This is a genomic window from Candidatus Flexifilum breve (genome assembly GCF_016713355.1).
Genome location: NZ_JADJPI010000007.1, coordinates 41,024 through 58,510 on the forward strand (window position 1 = coordinate 41,024; position 17,487 = coordinate 58,510).

Genomic DNA, 17,487 nt, shown 5'->3' on the forward strand with positions numbered 1-17,487 from the left:
CAATTCGGATTATAACCCACTTGATTTAAGTAGATTGCTAAAGACTTTGCGTGAACCGGAGATCAATCTATGAATAATACGATATACTACCTTGCCCTGATCAAGTAGCAAAGGAAATGCAATGGCTTCCAAACAGTACAGCCAAGCCCCCGCACTGGGGATCGATCCGAACAAGCAGTACACCGCGCACTTTCACACCACCAAAGGCGATTTTGACGTTAAGTTGTTTGCCAAAGAAGCGCCGATCACCGTGAATAATTTCGTATTTCTGGCGCGGGAAGGCTTTTACGATGGCATCAGCTTCCACCGCGTGATCGCGAACTTCATGATTCAGGGTGGCGATCCGTCGGGCACGGGCCGTGGTGGCCCCGGCTATAAGTGGAACGACGAGCAGTCGGCGCTGCGCATCAAGCATGGCACCGGCTCGCTGAGCATGGCGAACGCGGGCGTGAACACCAACGGCTCGCAGTTCTTCATCACCCACGCGCCGCAGCCGCACCTCGACGGCAAGCACGCCGTTTTCGGTCAGGTGACGAGCGCCGAAGGTCAGGCGATTGTCAACAAGATCGCGCAGGGCGATCAGATGATCAGCGTGACGATCAGCGAGGCGTAACGCGCATCATGAGTTGTCCCGGACAGCGGCGGGCTGCTGGCAGCCCGCCGCTGTCAACCTCACCCCAACCCCTCAACCGAATTCAGAGAGGGGAGCCAACATTGCTCGGCAAGCCGGATTCGTGTTCGTAGGGCGCGATAAAGCGCGTCCGTTGATGGCTATCACTGACAGCGACCCGCGGGCGGCTTTTTAAACACCCTCCAGCCTCACCCCGTTCGGAGAAGGGCAGGGTGAGGCCAACAAACCAAGACTTCACGATAGTCTGCACACTGCACTCAATCCCTCGCCCCGACAATTCCGGCCTTGACTGCACCGCACAAGCGGGTTAATCCCCCATGAGCGGAGTCCATGCCGATTGATTTCCCACCCCCCATGCGCTACACTTCCCAGCATTCTAGTCAGTAAACATGGTCATATCCTCCTAAAACGAGATGAGAGGAGTCCGGCGTTGACAACTCAGACGTTGGCGATAGATAAAGAGCGGCTGTTGGACTGGTACTACCAGATCGTCCTCATCCGCAAATTCGAGAATAAGTGCGACGAACTGTATCACCAGAAGCGCATCACCGGCGTGTATCTACACTTGTACAGCGGACACGAAGCGACGGGCGTTGGCGCACTGGCGACGCTGGGCAAAGACGATCACGTCATCACCGCGTATCGCGATCATGGGCTGGCACTGGCGCGCGGCGTCGACGCCAAGCCGATCATGGCGGAAATGATGGGCAAGCGCACCGGGACGAGCGGCGGCAAGGGTGGGTCGATGCACATCGGCAGCCGTCCGCACAACTTCTGGGGCGGCTACGCCATCGTCGCCGGGCATCTGCCGCTCGCGGCGGGCATCGCCCTCAAAGAAAAGTACAACGAAACCCAGAACGTCGTCATGTGCTTCATGGGCGACGGCGCGACCAATAACGGTTACTTCCACGAATCGCTCAACCTGAGCGCCGTGTGGGATCTGCCGGTTGTGTGGTTGATCGAGAACAACTTCGTCGGCATGGGCACGCGCATTGAAGACTCCAGCGGTCAACCGGAACTGGTCAAGCGCGCGATTTCCTACGGCATGAAGGAAGGCCCGCGTGTCGATGGTCAGGACGTCGTCGCCGTCTACGAAGCGGTGAGCGAAGCCGTCGACTATGTGCGCAAAACCAGCAAGCCGATCCTCATGGAATCGCTGACTTACCGCTACAAGGGTCACGGCGTCTCCGATAAGCAGTACGCCGAACGCGAAGACATGAAGCTGGAACTGCAAGCGTGGAACGAGAAAGACCCCATCACGATTGCGCGCCGCCACCTCACGAGCAACTTCAAGAACATTGAGAAGAAGCTGGACGAACTGGACGCCAAGGCGGATCAGGTGGTGCAGGAAAGCGTCGAATTTGCTGACAACAGCCCCGTCCCCGATTACAACGACCTGATCAACAACATTTACGTGTGAGGAAGCATGGCTGAGAAGAATATGCCCATGCGCGAGGCGCTGCGCGCGGCCTTGCGCGAAGAGATGCTCCGCGATGAATCTGTCTTCGTCATGGGCGAGGAAGTGGGCGCATGGCAGGGTACGCACCGCGTCACCCGTGGTTTTCTCGAAGAATTCGGCCCCAAGCGCGTCCGTGATACCCCGATCAGCGAGATGGTGATCGCCGGGGCGGCGGTCGGCGCGGCGATGGCTGGTCTGCGTCCAGTCGCGGAGATCATGACGATCAACTTCGCCTTCCTCGCTATCGACGCCATCATCAATCACGGCGCGAAAGTGCATTACATGTTCAACGGGCAGTTCAAGTGCCCGATGGTGATCCGCTGCGCGTCCGGCTGGGGTAATCAGGCCACTGCCACGCACTCGCACACCCCGGAACCGATTTTCGCGCACTTCCCCGGCCTGTATGTCGCGTGCCCGGCCAACGCCTACGACGCGAAGGGCATGCTCAAAGCGGCGATCCGTGACGACAACCCGGTGCTGTTCACCGAGTCGATTGCGCTGTATCCCAAGCCGTCGCCCGTGCCGGAAGAAGAGTATGTACTCCCTATCGGCAAGAGCGATGTCAAGCGCCACGGCAAAGATGTGACGCTGGTGACCTACGCGCGCGGCGTCGAATGGTCGCTGCAAGCGGCGGATATGCTGGCGAAGGAAGGCATCGAAGCCGAAGTCGTCGACCTGCGCTGGCTGCGCCCGCTCGATCTGGAGCCGGTGTTCGAGAGCTTCAAGAAGACCAATCGCTGCGTCGTCGTCGAAGAGTCGCTGCCGCACTTCAGCTTCGGCAGTGAAATCGCCGCGCAGTTACAGGAGGCCGCGTTCGATTACATGGACGCGCCGATCCAGCGGGTGAGCGCGATGGATGTTCCGCTGCCGTATGCCGCCGAAATCGAGCTGATGGCGCTGCCCAACGCTCAAAAAGTCGTGGATGCTGTGAAAAGGGTGCTGTAAATCATGGCGCAACAGATCAAAATGCCGAACCTCGGCTCCGACATGACCGAGGGTGTGCTGCTCAACTGGACGAAAAAAGTTGGCGATCAGATCAACGCTGGCGATGTGATCGCGGAGATTGAAACGGACAAAGCGACGGTCGAAGTCCCCGCCGAAGCGGGCGGCACGTTGCTCGCGCTCATCGGCGAACCGGGGTCGAGCCTCAAAGTCGGCTCGGTGATCGGGTGGGTCGGCGCGGCGGGTGAAGACGTCCCCGCGGCCAACGGCGGCGCGCCCGCGCAGCGTCCGGCGTCCACCTCCGCCCCAACCGCGATTTCGGCGTCGGTGACCCCGACGGCCATTTCGCCCTCGGTCACGCCGACCCGCCCCGGTGGTGGTTCACCGCCCCCGCCGCGCCCCACGCAGAAGCCCGCCGAAGACGATGTCGACGAAAACCTGCCGGATGGCATCAAAGCCTCTCCGGTGGCGCGCGCCATCGCCCGCGAACGCAATATCGACCTGCGGCAGGTGAACGGCACGGGTCCCGGCGGCCGCATCATCAAGGCCGACGTGGAAGCGTGGCAGCCGCCCGCCGCTCCCGCGCCCGCCCAAGCGCCCGCTGCGGCTCCGATTGCCGCGCAGACGTTTGGCGAACTGCCGTCCGGCCCGGATGTCGAAATCATCGACACGAGCAAGATCCGGTCGCGCATCGCCCGCCGCATGATCGACGCCAAGCAGCAGACGCCGCACTTCTACGTCACCAACGAACTCGACGTCGAAGCGCTGCTCGACTTCCGCAAGCAGATCAACGCTGGCTTGGACGACGCGCACAAGATCAGCGTCAACGACCTGATCGTCAAGGCGACGGCGCTCAGCCTGCGCGAATTCCCGAACCTGAACACGCACTACTACGGCGACAAGCTCGTGCGCCACAAGCGGATCAACATCGGCATCGCCGTGGCGATCCCCGGCGGTGGTCTGGTCAACGTGGTTGCGAAGGACGCAGATCGCGTCTCCTTGAGCGCGCTGGCGCAAATCAATAAAGAGATGATCGGTCGCGCCCGCGAAGGCAAAGTCAAGCCGGACGATATTCAGGGCAGCACCTTCACGGTGAGCAACCTCGGCGCATATGATGTCGAGCACTTCCTCGCCATCATCAACCCGCCGGAAGCCGGCATTCTCGCCATCGGCAGCGCCATGAAGATCCCGGTCGTCAAGGCGGATGGCACGCTCGGCATCGGCAACCGGATGCGCGTGACCGTCAGCGTCGATCACCGCGTGAGTGACGGCGCGGAAGGCGCGCAGTTCCTGCAAGCCTTCAAGAAGTACATCGAAGCACCGATGCGCCTCATCTAGAGGGCAGAGAACTACAGGACTGAGGACTGAGGTCGGTTTTCTCATGTAGGGGCAGACCTATGTGTCTGCCCCTTTTCGGGCGCACACACAGGTGCGCCCCTACAATTGTGAGTATATGAACCTATCTCAGTCAGCAGCTTGTGCAGTTCTCAATCCTCAGTCCTTTCACCTCAGTCCTTCTTTTGAGTACCCAACCCATGACCGCCACAATCAACGACACCACCCAGACGGAAGCAGTTCAGCCCCCCCTCACCGATCAAGAACGCAACGCCATGCGCGCCTTTTTGCAGCGCTGCGAAGTGCGCCTTTCCACCCTGCACCGCATCGCCACGGCGTTCATCGGCGGCGCGGGGCTGCTCCTGCTGCTGCCGGTCTTCTTTAAAGACGAAGTCGTCACCATCATCAAAATCTTTCTGGCGCACCTGACCGATACGTTCCCGGCCCTGGGCGCGAATCACACGTTGGGCATTGTGCTGCTCTACACCTGCCTCGCCTACCCGGTGATCCTCTCGCTGAGCATTCCGCTCTACGCGCTCTACCTGCTGCTCAAAGACATCGTCCACTTCTATTTCACGATCTACACGCCGGGCTTCAACCCCAGCCTGATCACGCCGTCGTTCGCGCTCGGCGGGCTGGCGTTCTCGCCGGATGAATCAGAGAACGTCAAGCGCGGCGTGTACGAGTACCAGTACCACAGCAGCTCGATCAACTACACGATCCCCTTCAGCAACGAGAAGCGGGAGCGGTACTTTGAGGAAACCATTCGCAATACAGATGGCAAGATCATCCCCGCGACGCGGCGCTGGGAAGTGCTGGCTGAACAGAACGTGATCCCATCGGATGCCGATCGGCCGACGGTTGAGCACTTCAACGCGGCCCTCGGCCTCGCGCGCACGCTGGATCGCCCGCTGGTGCGCGAAGTTGCCAACACGGAACTGGCGCTCGTGCGCCACATTCTGTATCTGCGCCGGTTGATGCTGCGCTATATCAAAACGCTGATCATGTTCATCTGGACGGCGATGATCTCATTCGTGCTCATCCCGTTCTTGCAGGATGACAAGATGCCGACCTTCTTTGTGATGGCGAGCGGTTATTTCGTGTGGTCGCTGTTCGCTATGCCGGTGCTGCGGCTGCCGATGCGCTGGATTTACCGCCACCGCCAGGCCATGCCCGACCGAACGCACATTGACCAGCAGTTGGTTGTGCTCGAATCGCAGGTGGAAGTGTTCATCAAGATCTCAGTGGTCATTTCGGCGGTCGCCGTGTTGTTCAGTCTGTACCTGTACGCTGCTCAGTAGCGAATTCCGGGGTAGGTTCCGCAGACGGCACTTTGAGCAGCGGCAGCAGCACGGTGAAAGTGCTGCCCTGACCGACTGTGCTATCGACCGTGATCTCGCCGCCGTGCAGCTTGACCAGTTCGCGCACGATCATCAGCCCTAAGCCCGTGCCAAAACTGATATCCTCGCGGGCGCGGAAGAACGGCTCAAACAGATGGGGGAGGTGTTCCGGCGCGATGCCGACCCCATTATCGCGCACGCTGATGCGCGCCTGCTGATCGTCGGTCGCCTCGACGGAGACAACAATCTCTCCATTGGCGGGGGTGTAGTGAATCGCATTCGTCACCAGATTCGTGAGGATCTGCGTCAGGCGCTTGTAATCAGCGGAGACGGTGATCGGCGGGTCGACCAGCTCCGCCCGCAGCGTCAGGGTCGCTTTCTCCGCTTCGGGCAGTTGGATGTCGATCACATCGCGCACGACGGTTTGCAGTTCCAACCGGGTGCGGTTCAGCGTGATCGAACCGCGCTGAATGCGGGAAATCTCCAGAATTTCGTTGATCAGATCGCGCATATACGTCGAGACCAGCTTGAGCACGCGCAGATGTGCCTCAAGCTGCTGCGGCTGTTTTTCCAGCAGATACACCCGCGTGATGATGTTGGTGAGTGGGGTACGCAGTTCGTGCGAAGCGCGGGCGAAGAACACATCTTTCTGCGCTTGCAGCCGCGCGAGTTCGCGGTTCTTCTCTTCGATTTCGCGCGTGCGTTCGTCCACGCGCGTTTCGAGGTCGGTGTTCAACTGGCGCAGTGCTTCCGACGAGCTCTCCACGGCGGCCAGCAGCGTGTTGATGCCGCCCGCCAGATGCGCCAGTTCATCTTTGCCGCGCACGGGCAGGCGCGTACTGAAATCCTGCGTGGTGCCGATCGCGCGCACATCGTGGCTCAGGCGCAAAATCGGCACGAGCACAAAATTTTCGAGGATGTAGAGCACGCACAGGATCAGAATCAGGCCGATGATCAGCAGGGTGACCAGATAGTAGAGGGTGCTTTCGAGTCCTTCGCGAAACACTTCGCGCCCGACGGCAACCCGCACAACGATGCTCGGCTCGTCGCTCAGGTCGTTGACCAGCGAGTAACCGTAAGCCACCCGTGAAAATGAGGTGTCGCTGACGTAATCGGCATTCTTCGTCGTCAGTTCCGCAATCGCCGTGCGATAACTCGCGTCCAACTGAGGATCATCTACCGTCATCAGCGAAAAGCGATGCGTCAGCGACTGCATATACTGCCCGATCGACTCCTCGTCGAGAAGCCGTACCCAGATCAGTGTGCCGTTGGCCGCCCCGCTGGAGTCGTTGTTGAGGATCGGGCGTCCGGCAGCCATCACGACCTGGTTATCGACCGCGACGAAGCCCGAAAACGCCAGCGGCGCGCGCAGATCATAATGGGCAGCAATCGCATCGAGAAACGGTGTGAGCTGGCGCTGGCTCATGTTGAAACCGGTCGGCGTCATGCCGCCGATATACACCAGCTCCCCCTGACGATCCAGAAAAGCGACGACATTGATTTGCAGGGTATCGAAGATATCCGGGTAGAGCAGGTTCTCGGTGATATAGCGCTGATTGTGGTCAGAGACAAACGTGTAGGAATCGTCCCAGCTCGACCAATCCGAGAGGCGGTTGTAGAGGCCGTCCGCTTCCATGGTGAGAAACGTCAGCACCCCGTTGACTTCCGTCTGAATTTCGCGTTGTTCCAGCGCCGTGAAGCCATTCAGGAGAATCGACCGCAGCGCGACATACAGTGCACTGATCAAGATGATCAGAGTGACCCCGGTGAGTGTCAGTGTTTTAAGTCGCAGCGTCATAGTTCTATACGATTCGCCCGGTGCGGGGATTTGCCAGTTACACCAGATTACATCTTAGCTGTAATTGTCAAAAAAGGGCACACCTTGGCGACGCTAAAACTCATAATTCAGATTTTTTTAGGAATTCCCCGACCACGCGCTTGAAGCCTTCCCAATCCTGTTCGTGGACGCCATGCCCGGTGTTGAACATCACCAGTTGGCCGCGCGGCGTGCGGTCGACGAAGTTCTGCCCATAGGCCTGCGGGTTCAGTCGATCCTGTTCACCGAGCATGAGCAGCACCGGCGCGGTGATCTGTGGCGCGAGGCCAATGCTCAGATCGCCGCCGGAGTCGATGATGAACTTAAGCGCCTGCACCCATTGGAGCACCATCGGGTTCGGGTCGGTGATGCCATGGAGCTGTTTGGTCTCCTCGTCCATCCACGTTGCCGGGTAGTTCGCCTGCACGACCGGACGGATGATCTCGCCAAAGTAGCCAATCGCGCCCCACACCGACACCGACTTGAAGCGTTCCGGCGCGAGTCCCGCCGCCACGAGCGCCGTCTCGCCGCCATCCGAATAGCCGATGAGATGCACTTGATCCAGCTTCAGCGCGTCCATGAAGGCGAGCACATCGCGCGCGTCCCGGTGATAGAAATCGAGCGGGAAATCGCGCGGTTTAGGCGTCGATTCACCGTAGCCGCGCAGCGACGGGCCATAGACGCGGTAACCCTCCGCGCTCAACCAGTCGAGCACGCCGCCGAGATCGACGCGCGCCGTGCCAAAGCGTCCGTGCAGCGCCACCACGGGCACGCCCTGCCCGACATCCTCATAATGAAACCGCGCGCCCGTCGCCAAGTCTACAAATGGCATAGTGTTCACTTCCTGTGTGCTGTCTGCTCATAAAAACGAACCCCACCCCGCTGCCGCTGACGCGGTGATCAAGGTGAGGTTAGACGATCTACCGATCGCGTAAACGCTACGTGCTTACGCCGCCGTCTCGGTCTTTTCGGCGCTCATCACATCGCGCAGCGATACGCCGAGCGCCAGCAAGCCGATCACACCCCACACCGAGTAGGTGATCACCGTGACGCCGTGGAACAAAAAGCCGAGCGTGCTCGCATCAACCGCGGGGATACCAAACGCCTGCGCGCCGATGCGCACCGCGCCCTGAAACGGCCCAAGGCTCGCCACCGTCACCGGAATGGCGATGCTGAACGCGACCAGCGGCACGGTCAGCGCGCCCGCCAGCCACATGTCATAGCCGACGAGCGTCAGCGACCGCTGCACGGCGTAGAACGTCGCCAGCGAAAACGCCCACGCGATCAGCGTCCAGAGGATCGCGTGCGTCGCATGGCCGAGATGCGTCAGCGGCTTCAGCCCGTCGATCATCTCTTCGAGGCGGCGCACGAGGTTCACGCGCTTGAGGAACGGCAGGCGCGCCTCAATCCACGTGAGCAACCGATGCGCGAACGCCGGGTAGCGCGCGAACAAAATCAACACGATGAAGCCCGCCACCGCCGCGACACCGAACAGCGCCGCCGTTTGCACCACCAACGGATCGACGTTGGGTAGGCGGCTGAGCGCGAAGGCCAGCAGCAGCACGACCATCACAATATCGATCAAGCGCTCGACGACAATGCTGGTCGCCGCCGTCACCACCGGCACGCCGGAACGGGTCGCCAGCAGCACACGCGCCAGTTCGCCCACGCGCAGCGGCACCTGATTGAGCATCATCATCACGTTCAAAATGTGAAACGTCTTGCCCAGGGGGATTCGATTATCAAGCAGCCCGCGCCAGCGCACCGCGCGCGTCAACTGTGCGCCGACCACGCCCGCGAAACTCACCAGTATCCAGAAGATCTCTGCCCGTTGGATGCCCGCCCAGACTTCCGCCAGCGGAACATCCCGCAGCGCGAGCCAGAGGAAAAAGACACTGACCACGAGACTCGCACCATATACGATCCAACGCCGCATAAGTTATTCGCCTAACAACCAGTCAATTGCCGCTTGTTCCTCTTCAAACAGCTTGCGTTCGCGCGCCTGCGCGGTGATCCCGCGTTCGAGGAACATCGCCAGATTCTTGAAGCTTTCGTTCGTGTCGATCAATAGGGCGATGCGCCCTTCCAGATCGCCGAACTTCGCCGCCAGATCCCGCGCCCGCGCCATCCCTTCGGCGCTGAGCAGATTACCGCTGTTCCGCAGATCCAGCAGCACCAGCACCCGCTCGTTATTTTGCCGCCAAGTATCGTAGTTCACCATCATTTCGGTGTACCATTCTTCAGCGGTAGCACCGCCCAGACTGTTGAACCGGAAACACAGGATTTTACCGCCCGCAATCCACTGCCGGGTATAGGCATTTTGCTGGGTCATCGATTATCCTCATTGAGTAACGTCATATGGCGTTAGGACTTATTGTAGCGACATTTTCCTGACGTGCCTACCGGAGAGCCTTGCATGAACCGTTCGCTCCTTGTGCTGTGTCTGCTACTGCTGGCGGCGTGTTCCTCCGCGCCGTCGACCACGCCACCCCCGCCCACCACCCTCCCCGAAGAGGAAGCTTCCAGCGGCGCGCTCGAAGCGCTGCTCGGCAACGGCATACCCCCCGACGAGCGTCCCGCTTGGCACGCGACCCCGCTCACCGAGGTCATCACGGGTTCGGCCTTTACGCTGGCCGACTACGCGGGCAAAACGATCTACGTGCAGCCGATCACCGCGGGCTGCGCGGAATGTCTGCTGCAGCAGATGGAAGTGCAGACCGCCAAGGAGCGGCTCAATCCGGAACAGTACCTGTTCATCACCGTGAGCGCCGACCCCAGCGACATGCTGCGCAATTACGCGACCCGCTACAGCTTCGACTGGTTGTTTGCGACCGCCACGCCGGCCTTCTTTGCCGACTTAATGACGACCTTCGGCACGGAAGTCACGACCTTGACCGATACGCCGCACTTCATCATCAGCCCGCTCGGCGCAACCTCGACGCTTTCGACGGGGCAGCAGACCACCGATCAACTGATCGCGCAGCTCACCGCCGCCGCCGGTGCATAAACAGCTTAACCGCAGAGGAAAGATTCTCACGCTCTGCGCCCTCTGCGTTCTCTGCGGTTCAAATCGCTTTCGTTAGCTCTCTGTTCGCTGGATTTAGGAGATACAATGCGCTATTTTGTCACGGGAGCAACAGGCTTTATCGGCGGGAATCTGGTCCGGGAACTGATTCGGCGCGGGCATCAGGTGAGCGCGGTGGTGCGCACGCCCGCCAAAGCCGACGACCTCAAGGCGCTCGGCGTCGAGATCTATCAGGGTGACATCACCGAGCGCGCCAGCCTCGTCGAACCGATGCGCGGCGCGGATGGCGTGTTCCACGTTGCGGCGTGGTACAAAGTCGGCGCGAAAGACGGGCACATGGCCGATGACATCAACGTTGGCGGCACGCGCAACGTGCTTGAAGTCATGCGCGATCTCGGCATCCCAAAGGGGGTGTATACCAGCACCTTGGCGGTCTACTCCAACACCAACGGGCGCGCCGTCGATGAGAGCTATGTCTTCACAGGCACGCACCTCAGCAACTACGACCGCACCAAAGCTGACGCGCATTACAAAGTCGCCCTACCGATGATGCAGGCCGGCCTGCCGCTGGTGATCGTGCAGCCGGGGCTGGTTTACGGTAAAGATGACCCGAGCGCGGTGGGCAATTCGCTGCGCAGCTATTTGCAGCGCCAACTGCCCATGCTGCCCCAGCAGAGCGCGCACGCGTGGGCGCATGTCGACGATGTGGTCGAGGGGCACATTCTGGCCATGGAGCGGGGCAAACCGGGCGAGTCGTACAACATTTGCGGGGAAATCATCCGCTTGACGGACGCGTTCAAGCTGGCCGAACACATTACGGGCATCCCCGCTCCCAGATTGACCGCGCCGCCCGTGCTCTTCAAGCTGATGTCGGTGCTCGCCAAGCCGTTCGACGCATTCCTGCCGGAAACCTATACCTCCGAAGGGCTGCGCATCGTCGCGGGCGTGACCTACATCGGCTCCAATGCGAAAGCGAAGCGCGAACTCGGCTACAAACCGCGTCCGGTGGCGACCATCCTCCGCGACGTGCTGCCGTATGAGATGCAAAAGCTCGGCATTAAAAGCTAGGACTGAGGACTAAGTTAAAAGGACTGAGTAAAGGCAGCCGTCCGCTGCGCTTCACTCAGTCCTCAGTCCTGCGTTTATCTCAGTCCTGCGTTCTACGCCGGATCCAGCTCGTTGATGGTGCGCTCGGCGAGATCAACACATTCCCGTACAATCCCCGCATCAAAGCCGAACTTCGCGCCCGCGGCGGCGAACAGCTTCGGCAGCGGTTCGGTGCCGCCGAGCGCCAGCGCCGAGCGGTAATCCGCGACGGCTTTGGCCTGATTTTGCAGCGAGTTGCGCCACACCTGCACCGCCCCCAACTGCGCGAGGCCGTATTCCACGTAGTAGAACGGAATCTGGAAGATGTGCAGCTTACGATGCCAGCCCGTCACCTTGGAGTCTTCCAAGCCGCTGTAGTCGATCCCCTTCATGAAGCGATCCCACTGTTCGCCCCACACGCGGTCGCAGTTGGCCGGATCTGCGGCTTCTTCCTGATGGGTGTAGACCCAATGCTGGAACGAGTCGACGACCGCCATGTACGGCCAGAACAGGATCACACCTTCAAGGTGTTCGACACGCGCGCGCGCCGCTTCGGCGGGATCGGCGTAGAAGCCGCCCTGATCCTGCGTGAGGTAGGGCGCCGCCAGCAGTTCCATCGACATGGACGCGACTTCGCAGAATTCAATCGGGGCATGCTGCGTGCGGTAGGCGGGCAGGTTGGCCGCTTCAAAGACATGGAAGGCGTGCCCACCCTCGTGGAGCAGCGTCTGCACGTCGTCGTGAATGCCGACTGCGTTCATGAAGATGAACGGACGCTTGATCACGGAGAAGCCCGTGCAGTACCCGCCCGGCGCTTTGCCCTTGCGGTTCGGCAGGTCGAGCAGCTGTTCCTGCCGCATGATCTCGAAGTAGTTGCCCAACTGCGGGTCAACCTTGTGGAACATCTGCGCAGTAACCGCTTCCATATGCGCGGCATCGGTGAACGGCTTGAGCGGTTCGCGACCTTCAGGATCGACATCCAGGTCCCACGGGCGCAGCGTGGCGAGGCCGAGGCGCTGGCGGCGGCGTTCGTAGATGCGCTGCGCGGCGGGCACGGCCACTTCTTCAATCGCACGGTGGAAGGTCATGCAGTCTTCGGGGGTGTAGTCGTAGCGCTTGAAGTCGCGCCAGCGGTACGCGCGGAAGTCGGCCATATCCGCATTCGCGGCCATCTGCGTGCGAATCTTGAGGAACTTGCCCCACAGGTCGTTGAGCGCCTCCCGGTCGACGAGTTGGCGATCCGACGCCAGACGCCACGCCTGTTCGCGCTTGCTGCGATCCGTATCCAGATAGATCGGCTTGAGCGCGGGCAGGGTCTTCTCTTCGCCATCCAGTATGACGGTCTGCGCGCCGATGATTTTGTCGAATTCCGTGCCGAGCTTGCCCTCTTCGGTTTGCAGCGGCAGGTTTTCGTCGCGGAAGAGTTCCGCTTCGGTGCGCATGTCACGCAGTTCGATGTTGTAATTCGGCGGTTCGATGCCGCTGGCCAGCAGCTTCTCTTTGAGCACCTGACCAGCCGCCTGCGCGGGTGGAATGACGTGTTCGATGTAGTTGATATAGGCTTGATTGGCGGCTTCGTCGGTCGTATCGACGGTGGTCGCCACTGAGAGGCGGCTGTACGTCTCACTGATGATATCGCCGATGCGCGACCAATCGGTCAGCCAGTCGATGACGTTGTCGTCATTGATGGCTCGCGCTTCGAGGTCTTTATAGTAGGGTTCCAGGCGCGCCCAATCCCAAGTCTTGAATTCATTAACGTCAGTTGGTAACTGTGAAAACATCTCACACCCTTTTCTTTGAAATGTGACATTAAAGATACCTCAAATGAACAAAAAAGTTCAAGAGAGCCCCTGCCTCTTGACATACCGACCGTCTGGACGGTATGATGCTATTAGACCAACCGTCCAGACGGTATGGAAAGGACTACTATGTCAGTCAAACACGATGCAGGCGTGCAGACCCGCCAGAAACTGCTGCGCGCCGCCATTGAACAGATCCGCACCAGCGGGATCACCGGGCTCACGTTGGACGCGGTCGCCAAAGAAGCGGGGGTGAGCAAAGGCGGACTACTGCACCACTTCCCCTCTAAAGACGCGCTCGTCAACGGCTTGATCCGCCAATTCTTCGCCAACTTCGAGGAACGGGTGCGTGCCTACTACGAGCGTGACGAAGAATCTAAGGGACGGTGGACGCGCGCCTATGTTCAAGCCACCTTTGACGACGCTCCAATGCTGCTCGAACTGCTGTTGGTTTCCACACTCAATGATGAGCTGATGAAACTGATCCGTGATGACTTTGACCATTGGAATCAGCGCCTGCTCAATGACGAGATTTCGCCCGTCCGCGCCACCATCATCCGCCAATCGGCTGACGCCTATTGGACGGAGCGCATCATCCAGCCCGAAATTGACCCGGCATTGCGTGCAGCCCTCCGCGACGAACTGCTGCGCATGACGAAGGAGGCCTAAATGTCCACGGCGCTGCTCCTCTCCGTGGCAGGTCTTGGACTGCTCGACAGCATTAATCCGTCGCTGTTCATTGCCCAGTTCATTCTGCTGGCCACCCCGAAGCCAACCGTGCGCGTGATCGCTTACATTCTGGGCGGCGTGCTCGCCTACTTCGTCGGCGGCGTGCTGATATTGAGCGGGTTCAATCTCATCCTCGAACAACTCCTGACCCGCATTCAGCCAACAGTGGGTTACGCCCTTGTGATCGTACTCGGGGTGGTGCTGTTCATCTTCGGGCTGCGCGTGAAAGCCACCTCCCAACCTGACGCCGCACCTGTGCCGCTATCGCTCGCCCCCATCCATACATTTTTTCTCGGCATCGTGCTGATCGGCAGTGAAGTGACTACGGCGCTGCCGTACTTCGCCGCGCTGGAACGCATCGCTCAGGCGGAGCTCGGGCTGCTCGCGAGTGTCGTCGTGCTCGGCGTTTACAACGTCATCTTTGCACTGCCGATGTTCGGGTTTCTGGGGGCGTTTCTGGTGCTGCGCCAGCGTGTTCTGCCGTATCTGGAACGCATCGGCGCAACGCTGATGCGCTGGTCGGCTCGGTTGATGAAGTGGGCATCACTGCTGGGGGGCACGGCACTGATCGCGCACGGCGGCCTGTATTTCCTGACCGGCACGCCGCTGTTTTGAGGCTATCCTAGTCAACTGCAACAAAAAGGACGAGGCATGCCTCGTCCCTACGACCACTGCTTATGTGAATGCTTGACCTATTCGCCCGTGCCCGGGGTGGCAGGGCTGAGGTGCAGCACACGGCGCACCATGCCGATCAGACCGTCGCGCATTTCCTTGTCCTTGAGGACATGGTACACGCTCGGCAGCAGCGATACAAAGATGATCACGATGATGATCGGCAGCAGATACTTGTCGACATCGGGGATAACACTGCCAAGCACATAGCCGCCAATCGTCACGCCGACACCCCACAGCAGGCCGCCGACGATGTTGTACGTCACGAACTTGCGATATTCCATTTCGCCGATGCCCGCGACGATGGGGGCGAACGTGCGCACGATGGGCACAAAGCGCGCCAGCACAATCGTCTTGGCGCCGTGCTTTTCGTAGAAGCCTTCCGCGGCGGCGAGATGTTTCTTCTTGAAGAGAGTCGAGTCCTCGCGCTCAAACAGGCGGCGTCCCACGCGTCGACCGAACGTATAGCCGACACTATCGCCAATGATCGCCGCGAGACCGCAGCCAATCGCCAGCGCGGGCAACGAGAAGACCCCCTGTGATGCGAGAAAACCAGCGGTGAACAGCAGGCTATCTCCCGGCAGGAAAAAGCCAATCAGCAAGCCGGACTCAGCGAAAACGACAAGAAATACACCGATCAAGCCGACGGTCTTGATTGCCTCGATCATATCGATGCCGAAAGTCATACCTGAAATGCCTCCGCAAATTGCTTAAAAACGCGTTGAGTTCATTGTACATGAGGGTCAGCGCGTCCAACAATGGGGATATTCTTATCCAACGCTAAGGTAAATAAACAGGTCTCCGTAAGGAAAATTCAAGGATGCTCTGTAAAAATCATCTTGTTCATTCATTCCAAGGAGATGTGCATGTCTGGACTTCTCGATCAGCTCGCGACGTTCATTCAAGACCTGATCATGGCTTTAGGCTATCCCGGCGTCGGTTTGATCATGTTGGTGGAAAATGTGTTCCCGCCCATCCCGTCGGAACTCGTCATGCCGTTCGCGGGCTTTGTCGCCGGTCAAGGCGAATTGAGCTTCGTCGGCGTGTGGGTCGCCGGGACGCTGGGGTCGGTGCTCGGCGCGCTCGTGCTGTATTACATCGGCATGGTGCTGGGCGATACCATCGTCCGCCGCCTGCTGCGCCGCTATGGCAAGTGGATCACCGTGTCGGAAGCTGATTATGACCGCGCGCTGAAGTTCTTTGAGAAGTATGGGGCGGGTATCGTGTTCTTCGGGCGGCTGCTGCCCCTCGTGCGCAGCCTCATTTCGCTGCCCGCAGGCGCGCAAAAGATGCCCCTGCCCAAGTTCCTGATTTACACGACGCTCGGCTCGGCCATTTGGAGCGGTCTGCTCGGTTACGCGGGGATGCTGCTCGGCGAAAACTGGGAAGAGGTGACGCTGTTCATCGAACAGTATCAGGAACTCACGGTGATCGTCATCGCCGTCACCCTCATCATCGTCATGCTCTGGATGATCAACCGGGGTTTGCGCAATCGCTCGGACTACGCCGACGCGGAATAATCGTCAGCAGTCAGCTTGAATGCTAAAGGGCGCACCGAAATGCGCCCTTTTTATTATATGGCTATGCCAGAACTCAGCCTCACCGCGCCAAGCGCTTGACTCGTTCGATCCACGCGTGAATCTCTGCGCGCTTGGCGCGGAGCTGATTCGGCGTCACCATCACGACGATCCCGAAAGCACCGCTCGCCGCCATCATCGCGCACAGAAACACTTGCGTCAGCAGCGCGCCAAACCAGCGGAAAACGTTATAGGAGATGCAGTCACTCGGTAAATAATTGTTCGCAATGCACCAGGCTTCTTCTGATTCGAAGCAGGAGCGGTCGTTAAAGGTCGCCGGATCTTCGCAAAAAGCAACCTGAGGCACGACAGCAGGCGGCGCTGCTTCGACCGCAGCTGTTGGTTCCCCACCGTTCCGAGTAATACACTCGCTCATCAGGAACGACTTCGTTCCGGCTTGCGGAGCCAGATTGCCATTGCTCCCGTACACGGTGAATACATCCTCGGCATCGCGCAGGATCGTCGTCCCGCCACCAGCAGCATAAGCCTGACCAGGGGACAACGCGAGCAGTGAAGCCAGCGGCACCGTGTGCAGCAGCAGTCCGGTTGGGACGCCCCGCCAGATTTCCAGTTGATCGAAGGCGCAGTACAGCGTGTAGTACTCATCCGGCGCAAAATTGAGGCGGCCGTCGCCGGGAGTCGTGTTCCCGCCACCACCGCTCGACGATCCACCGCCCGTACTGCCGCCGCCACCGCCGCACACAATCGGTCCCGCGTTGGCATTGAAGCCGCTGATCGACGCCGTCGCGGTGATCGTGTCACCACTGACGGCGTTGACGACGAAGCCCTGACTGAAATTGCCCGTGGGATACGCGCTTAACTCAGTGCTGGCGACAGGTGAGCCATTCTTGAAAATCTGGACGCTGACGGCGGGATCGCTGTAGCTGAAATCGATCACCGTGCCAGCAATGGCGACGTACTCACAGCCGCCACCGTCCACCCAATTCAGGCTGGTGATGGTGACGCCGCCGGCGGCAAAACTGGTTGAGGTCAGTAGCAGGGTGAAAACAAGACAAGCAAACAGAAGGATCTTAAGCGTTCGACGAGGCATGAAGTTTCCCTACAGCGTAGTTGAG

General features: G+C 59.8%; 17 protein-coding genes. 10 read left to right on the forward strand and 7 right to left on the reverse strand.

Translation table 11 applies throughout. The features are described 5' to 3' along the window. Positions 1–121 precede the first annotated feature (121 nt). The 5 genes from IPK17_RS05580 (at position 122) to IPK17_RS05600 (ending at position 5,668) form a co-directional block, all read left to right on the forward strand. The gene (locus tag IPK17_RS05580) at positions 122–613 is read left to right on the forward strand and encodes a peptidylprolyl isomerase (RefSeq protein ID WP_343416689.1); all 492 of its coding nucleotides are present in this window, start codon (positions 122–124) and stop codon (positions 611–613) included. A gap of 448 nt (positions 614–1,061) precedes the next feature. Beyond that, positions 1,062–2,051, forward strand: coding sequence for a thiamine pyrophosphate-dependent enzyme (locus IPK17_RS05585; RefSeq protein WP_343416690.1), 990 nt, complete (start codon positions 1,062–1,064; stop codon positions 2,049–2,051). A 6-nt stretch (positions 2,052–2,057) separates the two neighbouring features. Continuing rightward, positions 2,058–3,035, forward strand: coding sequence for an alpha-ketoacid dehydrogenase subunit beta (locus tag IPK17_RS05590; protein WP_343416691.1), 978 nt, complete (start codon positions 2,058–2,060; stop codon positions 3,033–3,035). Between the two features lie 3 nt (positions 3,036–3,038). Further along, the gene (locus IPK17_RS05595; protein ID WP_343416692.1) at positions 3,039–4,370 is read left to right on the forward strand and encodes a dihydrolipoamide acetyltransferase family protein; all 1,332 of its coding nucleotides are present in this window, start codon (positions 3,039–3,041) and stop codon (positions 4,368–4,370) included. Positions 4,371–4,567: 197 nt separating this feature from the next. Continuing rightward, positions 4,568–5,668: a hypothetical protein gene (locus IPK17_RS05600; protein ID WP_343416693.1), complete on the forward strand. Its 1,101-nt coding sequence runs from the start codon at positions 4,568–4,570 to the stop codon at positions 5,666–5,668. On the opposite strand, the gene IPK17_RS05605 is transcribed toward IPK17_RS05600, so the two are convergent. The 4 genes from IPK17_RS05605 to IPK17_RS05620 form a co-directional block, all read right to left on the reverse strand. Next, on the reverse strand, positions 5,640–7,505 hold the full coding sequence (locus IPK17_RS05605) for a sensor histidine kinase (RefSeq protein ID WP_343416694.1): 1,866 nt from the start codon (positions 7,503–7,505) through the stop codon (positions 5,640–5,642). The two genes, IPK17_RS05600 and IPK17_RS05605, sit on opposite strands and share 29 nt — an antisense overlap. Before the next feature lie 100 nt (positions 7,506–7,605). After that, positions 7,606–8,355, reverse strand: a complete 750-nt coding sequence (locus IPK17_RS05610) for an alpha/beta fold hydrolase (RefSeq protein WP_343416695.1) — start codon at positions 8,353–8,355, stop codon at positions 7,606–7,608. A gap of 114 nt (positions 8,356–8,469) precedes the next feature. Next, on the reverse strand, positions 8,470–9,459 hold the full coding sequence (locus tag IPK17_RS05615) for a lysylphosphatidylglycerol synthase transmembrane domain-containing protein (protein ID WP_343416696.1): 990 nt from the start codon (positions 9,457–9,459) through the stop codon (positions 8,470–8,472). Positions 9,460–9,462: 3 nt separating this feature from the next. Then, positions 9,463–9,855, reverse strand: a complete 393-nt coding sequence (locus IPK17_RS05620) for a hypothetical protein (RefSeq protein WP_343416697.1) — start codon at positions 9,853–9,855, stop codon at positions 9,463–9,465. 84 nt (positions 9,856–9,939) lie between these two features. On the opposite strand from IPK17_RS05620, the gene IPK17_RS05625 reads away from it, so the two are divergent. Next, positions 9,940–10,530: a thioredoxin domain-containing protein gene (locus IPK17_RS05625; RefSeq protein ID WP_343416698.1), complete on the forward strand. Its 591-nt coding sequence runs from the start codon at positions 9,940–9,942 to the stop codon at positions 10,528–10,530. Positions 10,531–10,635: 105 nt separating this feature from the next. Then, positions 10,636–11,616, forward strand: coding sequence for an NAD-dependent epimerase/dehydratase family protein (locus tag IPK17_RS05630; protein WP_343416699.1), 981 nt, complete (start codon positions 10,636–10,638; stop codon positions 11,614–11,616). A 92-nt stretch (positions 11,617–11,708) separates the two neighbouring features. On the opposite strand, the gene IPK17_RS05635 is transcribed toward IPK17_RS05630, so the two are convergent. Further along, a complete protein-coding gene (locus IPK17_RS05635) occupies positions 11,709–13,415 on the reverse strand; it encodes a M3 family oligoendopeptidase (RefSeq protein WP_343416700.1) in 1,707 nt (568 codons plus the stop codon). A gap of 147 nt (positions 13,416–13,562) precedes the next feature. Between IPK17_RS05635 and IPK17_RS05640 the strand changes: the two genes are divergently transcribed. Both IPK17_RS05640 and IPK17_RS05645 read left to right on the forward strand, forming a co-directional pair. Next, positions 13,563–14,102 carry a TetR/AcrR family transcriptional regulator gene (locus IPK17_RS05640; RefSeq protein ID WP_343416701.1) on the forward strand — a complete coding sequence of 180 codons (540 nt, stop codon included), beginning with the start codon at positions 13,563–13,565 and terminating at the stop codon, positions 14,100–14,102. Next, positions 14,103–14,777 carry a GAP family protein gene (locus IPK17_RS05645; RefSeq protein WP_343416702.1) on the forward strand — a complete coding sequence of 225 codons (675 nt, stop codon included), beginning with the start codon at positions 14,103–14,105 and terminating at the stop codon, positions 14,775–14,777. A gap of 77 nt (positions 14,778–14,854) precedes the next feature. Here IPK17_RS05645 and IPK17_RS05650 read toward each other — a convergent pair whose 3' ends face one another. Continuing rightward, entirely contained in the window at positions 14,855–15,520 is a 666-nt protein-coding gene (locus tag IPK17_RS05650) for a DedA family protein (protein ID WP_343416703.1), read from the reverse strand. A gap of 180 nt (positions 15,521–15,700) precedes the next feature. Here IPK17_RS05650 and IPK17_RS05655 point away from each other — a divergent pair, with 180 nt between their 5' ends. Then, positions 15,701–16,354, forward strand: coding sequence for a DedA family protein (locus IPK17_RS05655; protein ID WP_343416704.1), 654 nt, complete (start codon positions 15,701–15,703; stop codon positions 16,352–16,354). Between the two features lie 79 nt (positions 16,355–16,433). Here IPK17_RS05655 and IPK17_RS05660 read toward each other — a convergent pair whose 3' ends face one another. Continuing rightward, entirely contained in the window at positions 16,434–17,462 is a 1,029-nt protein-coding gene (locus IPK17_RS05660) for a hypothetical protein (RefSeq protein WP_343416705.1), read from the reverse strand. Positions 17,463–17,487 lie beyond the last annotated feature (25 nt).

Excerpts from the sequence above, each read along its gene's own strand:
- IPK17_RS05580 (WP_343416689.1), top strand. The coding sequence starts at position 122 with ATGGCTTCCAAACAGTACAGCCAAGCCCCCGCACTGGGGATCGATCCG.
- IPK17_RS05590 (WP_343416691.1), top strand. The coding sequence starts at position 2,058 with ATGGCTGAGAAGAATATGCCCATGCGCGAGGCGCTGCGCGCGGCCTTG.
- IPK17_RS05595 (WP_343416692.1), top strand. The coding sequence starts at position 3,039 with ATGGCGCAACAGATCAAAATGCCGAACCTCGGCTCCGACATGACCGAG.
- IPK17_RS05600 (WP_343416693.1), top strand. The coding sequence starts at position 4,568 with ATGACCGCCACAATCAACGACACCACCCAGACGGAAGCAGTTCAGCCC.
- IPK17_RS05605 (WP_343416694.1), bottom strand. The coding sequence starts at position 7,505 with ATGACGCTGCGACTTAAAACACTGACACTCACCGGGGTCACTCTGATC.
- IPK17_RS05610 (WP_343416695.1), bottom strand. The coding sequence starts at position 8,355 with ATGCCATTTGTAGACTTGGCGACGGGCGCGCGGTTTCATTATGAGGAT.
- IPK17_RS05615 (WP_343416696.1), bottom strand. The coding sequence starts at position 9,459 with ATGCGGCGTTGGATCGTATATGGTGCGAGTCTCGTGGTCAGTGTCTTT.
- IPK17_RS05620 (WP_343416697.1), bottom strand. The coding sequence starts at position 9,855 with ATGACCCAGCAAAATGCCTATACCCGGCAGTGGATTGCGGGCGGTAAA.
- IPK17_RS05625 (WP_343416698.1), top strand. The coding sequence starts at position 9,940 with ATGAACCGTTCGCTCCTTGTGCTGTGTCTGCTACTGCTGGCGGCGTGT.
- IPK17_RS05630 (WP_343416699.1), top strand. The coding sequence starts at position 10,636 with ATGCGCTATTTTGTCACGGGAGCAACAGGCTTTATCGGCGGGAATCTG.
- IPK17_RS05635 (WP_343416700.1), bottom strand. The coding sequence starts at position 13,415 with ATGTTTTCACAGTTACCAACTGACGTTAATGAATTCAAGACTTGGGAT.
- IPK17_RS05640 (WP_343416701.1), top strand. The coding sequence starts at position 13,563 with ATGTCAGTCAAACACGATGCAGGCGTGCAGACCCGCCAGAAACTGCTG.
- IPK17_RS05645 (WP_343416702.1), top strand. The coding sequence starts at position 14,103 with ATGTCCACGGCGCTGCTCCTCTCCGTGGCAGGTCTTGGACTGCTCGAC.
- IPK17_RS05650 (WP_343416703.1), bottom strand. The coding sequence starts at position 15,520 with ATGACTTTCGGCATCGATATGATCGAGGCAATCAAGACCGTCGGCTTG.
- IPK17_RS05655 (WP_343416704.1), top strand. The coding sequence starts at position 15,701 with ATGTCTGGACTTCTCGATCAGCTCGCGACGTTCATTCAAGACCTGATC.
- IPK17_RS05660 (WP_343416705.1), bottom strand. The coding sequence starts at position 17,462 with ATGCCTCGTCGAACGCTTAAGATCCTTCTGTTTGCTTGTCTTGTTTTC.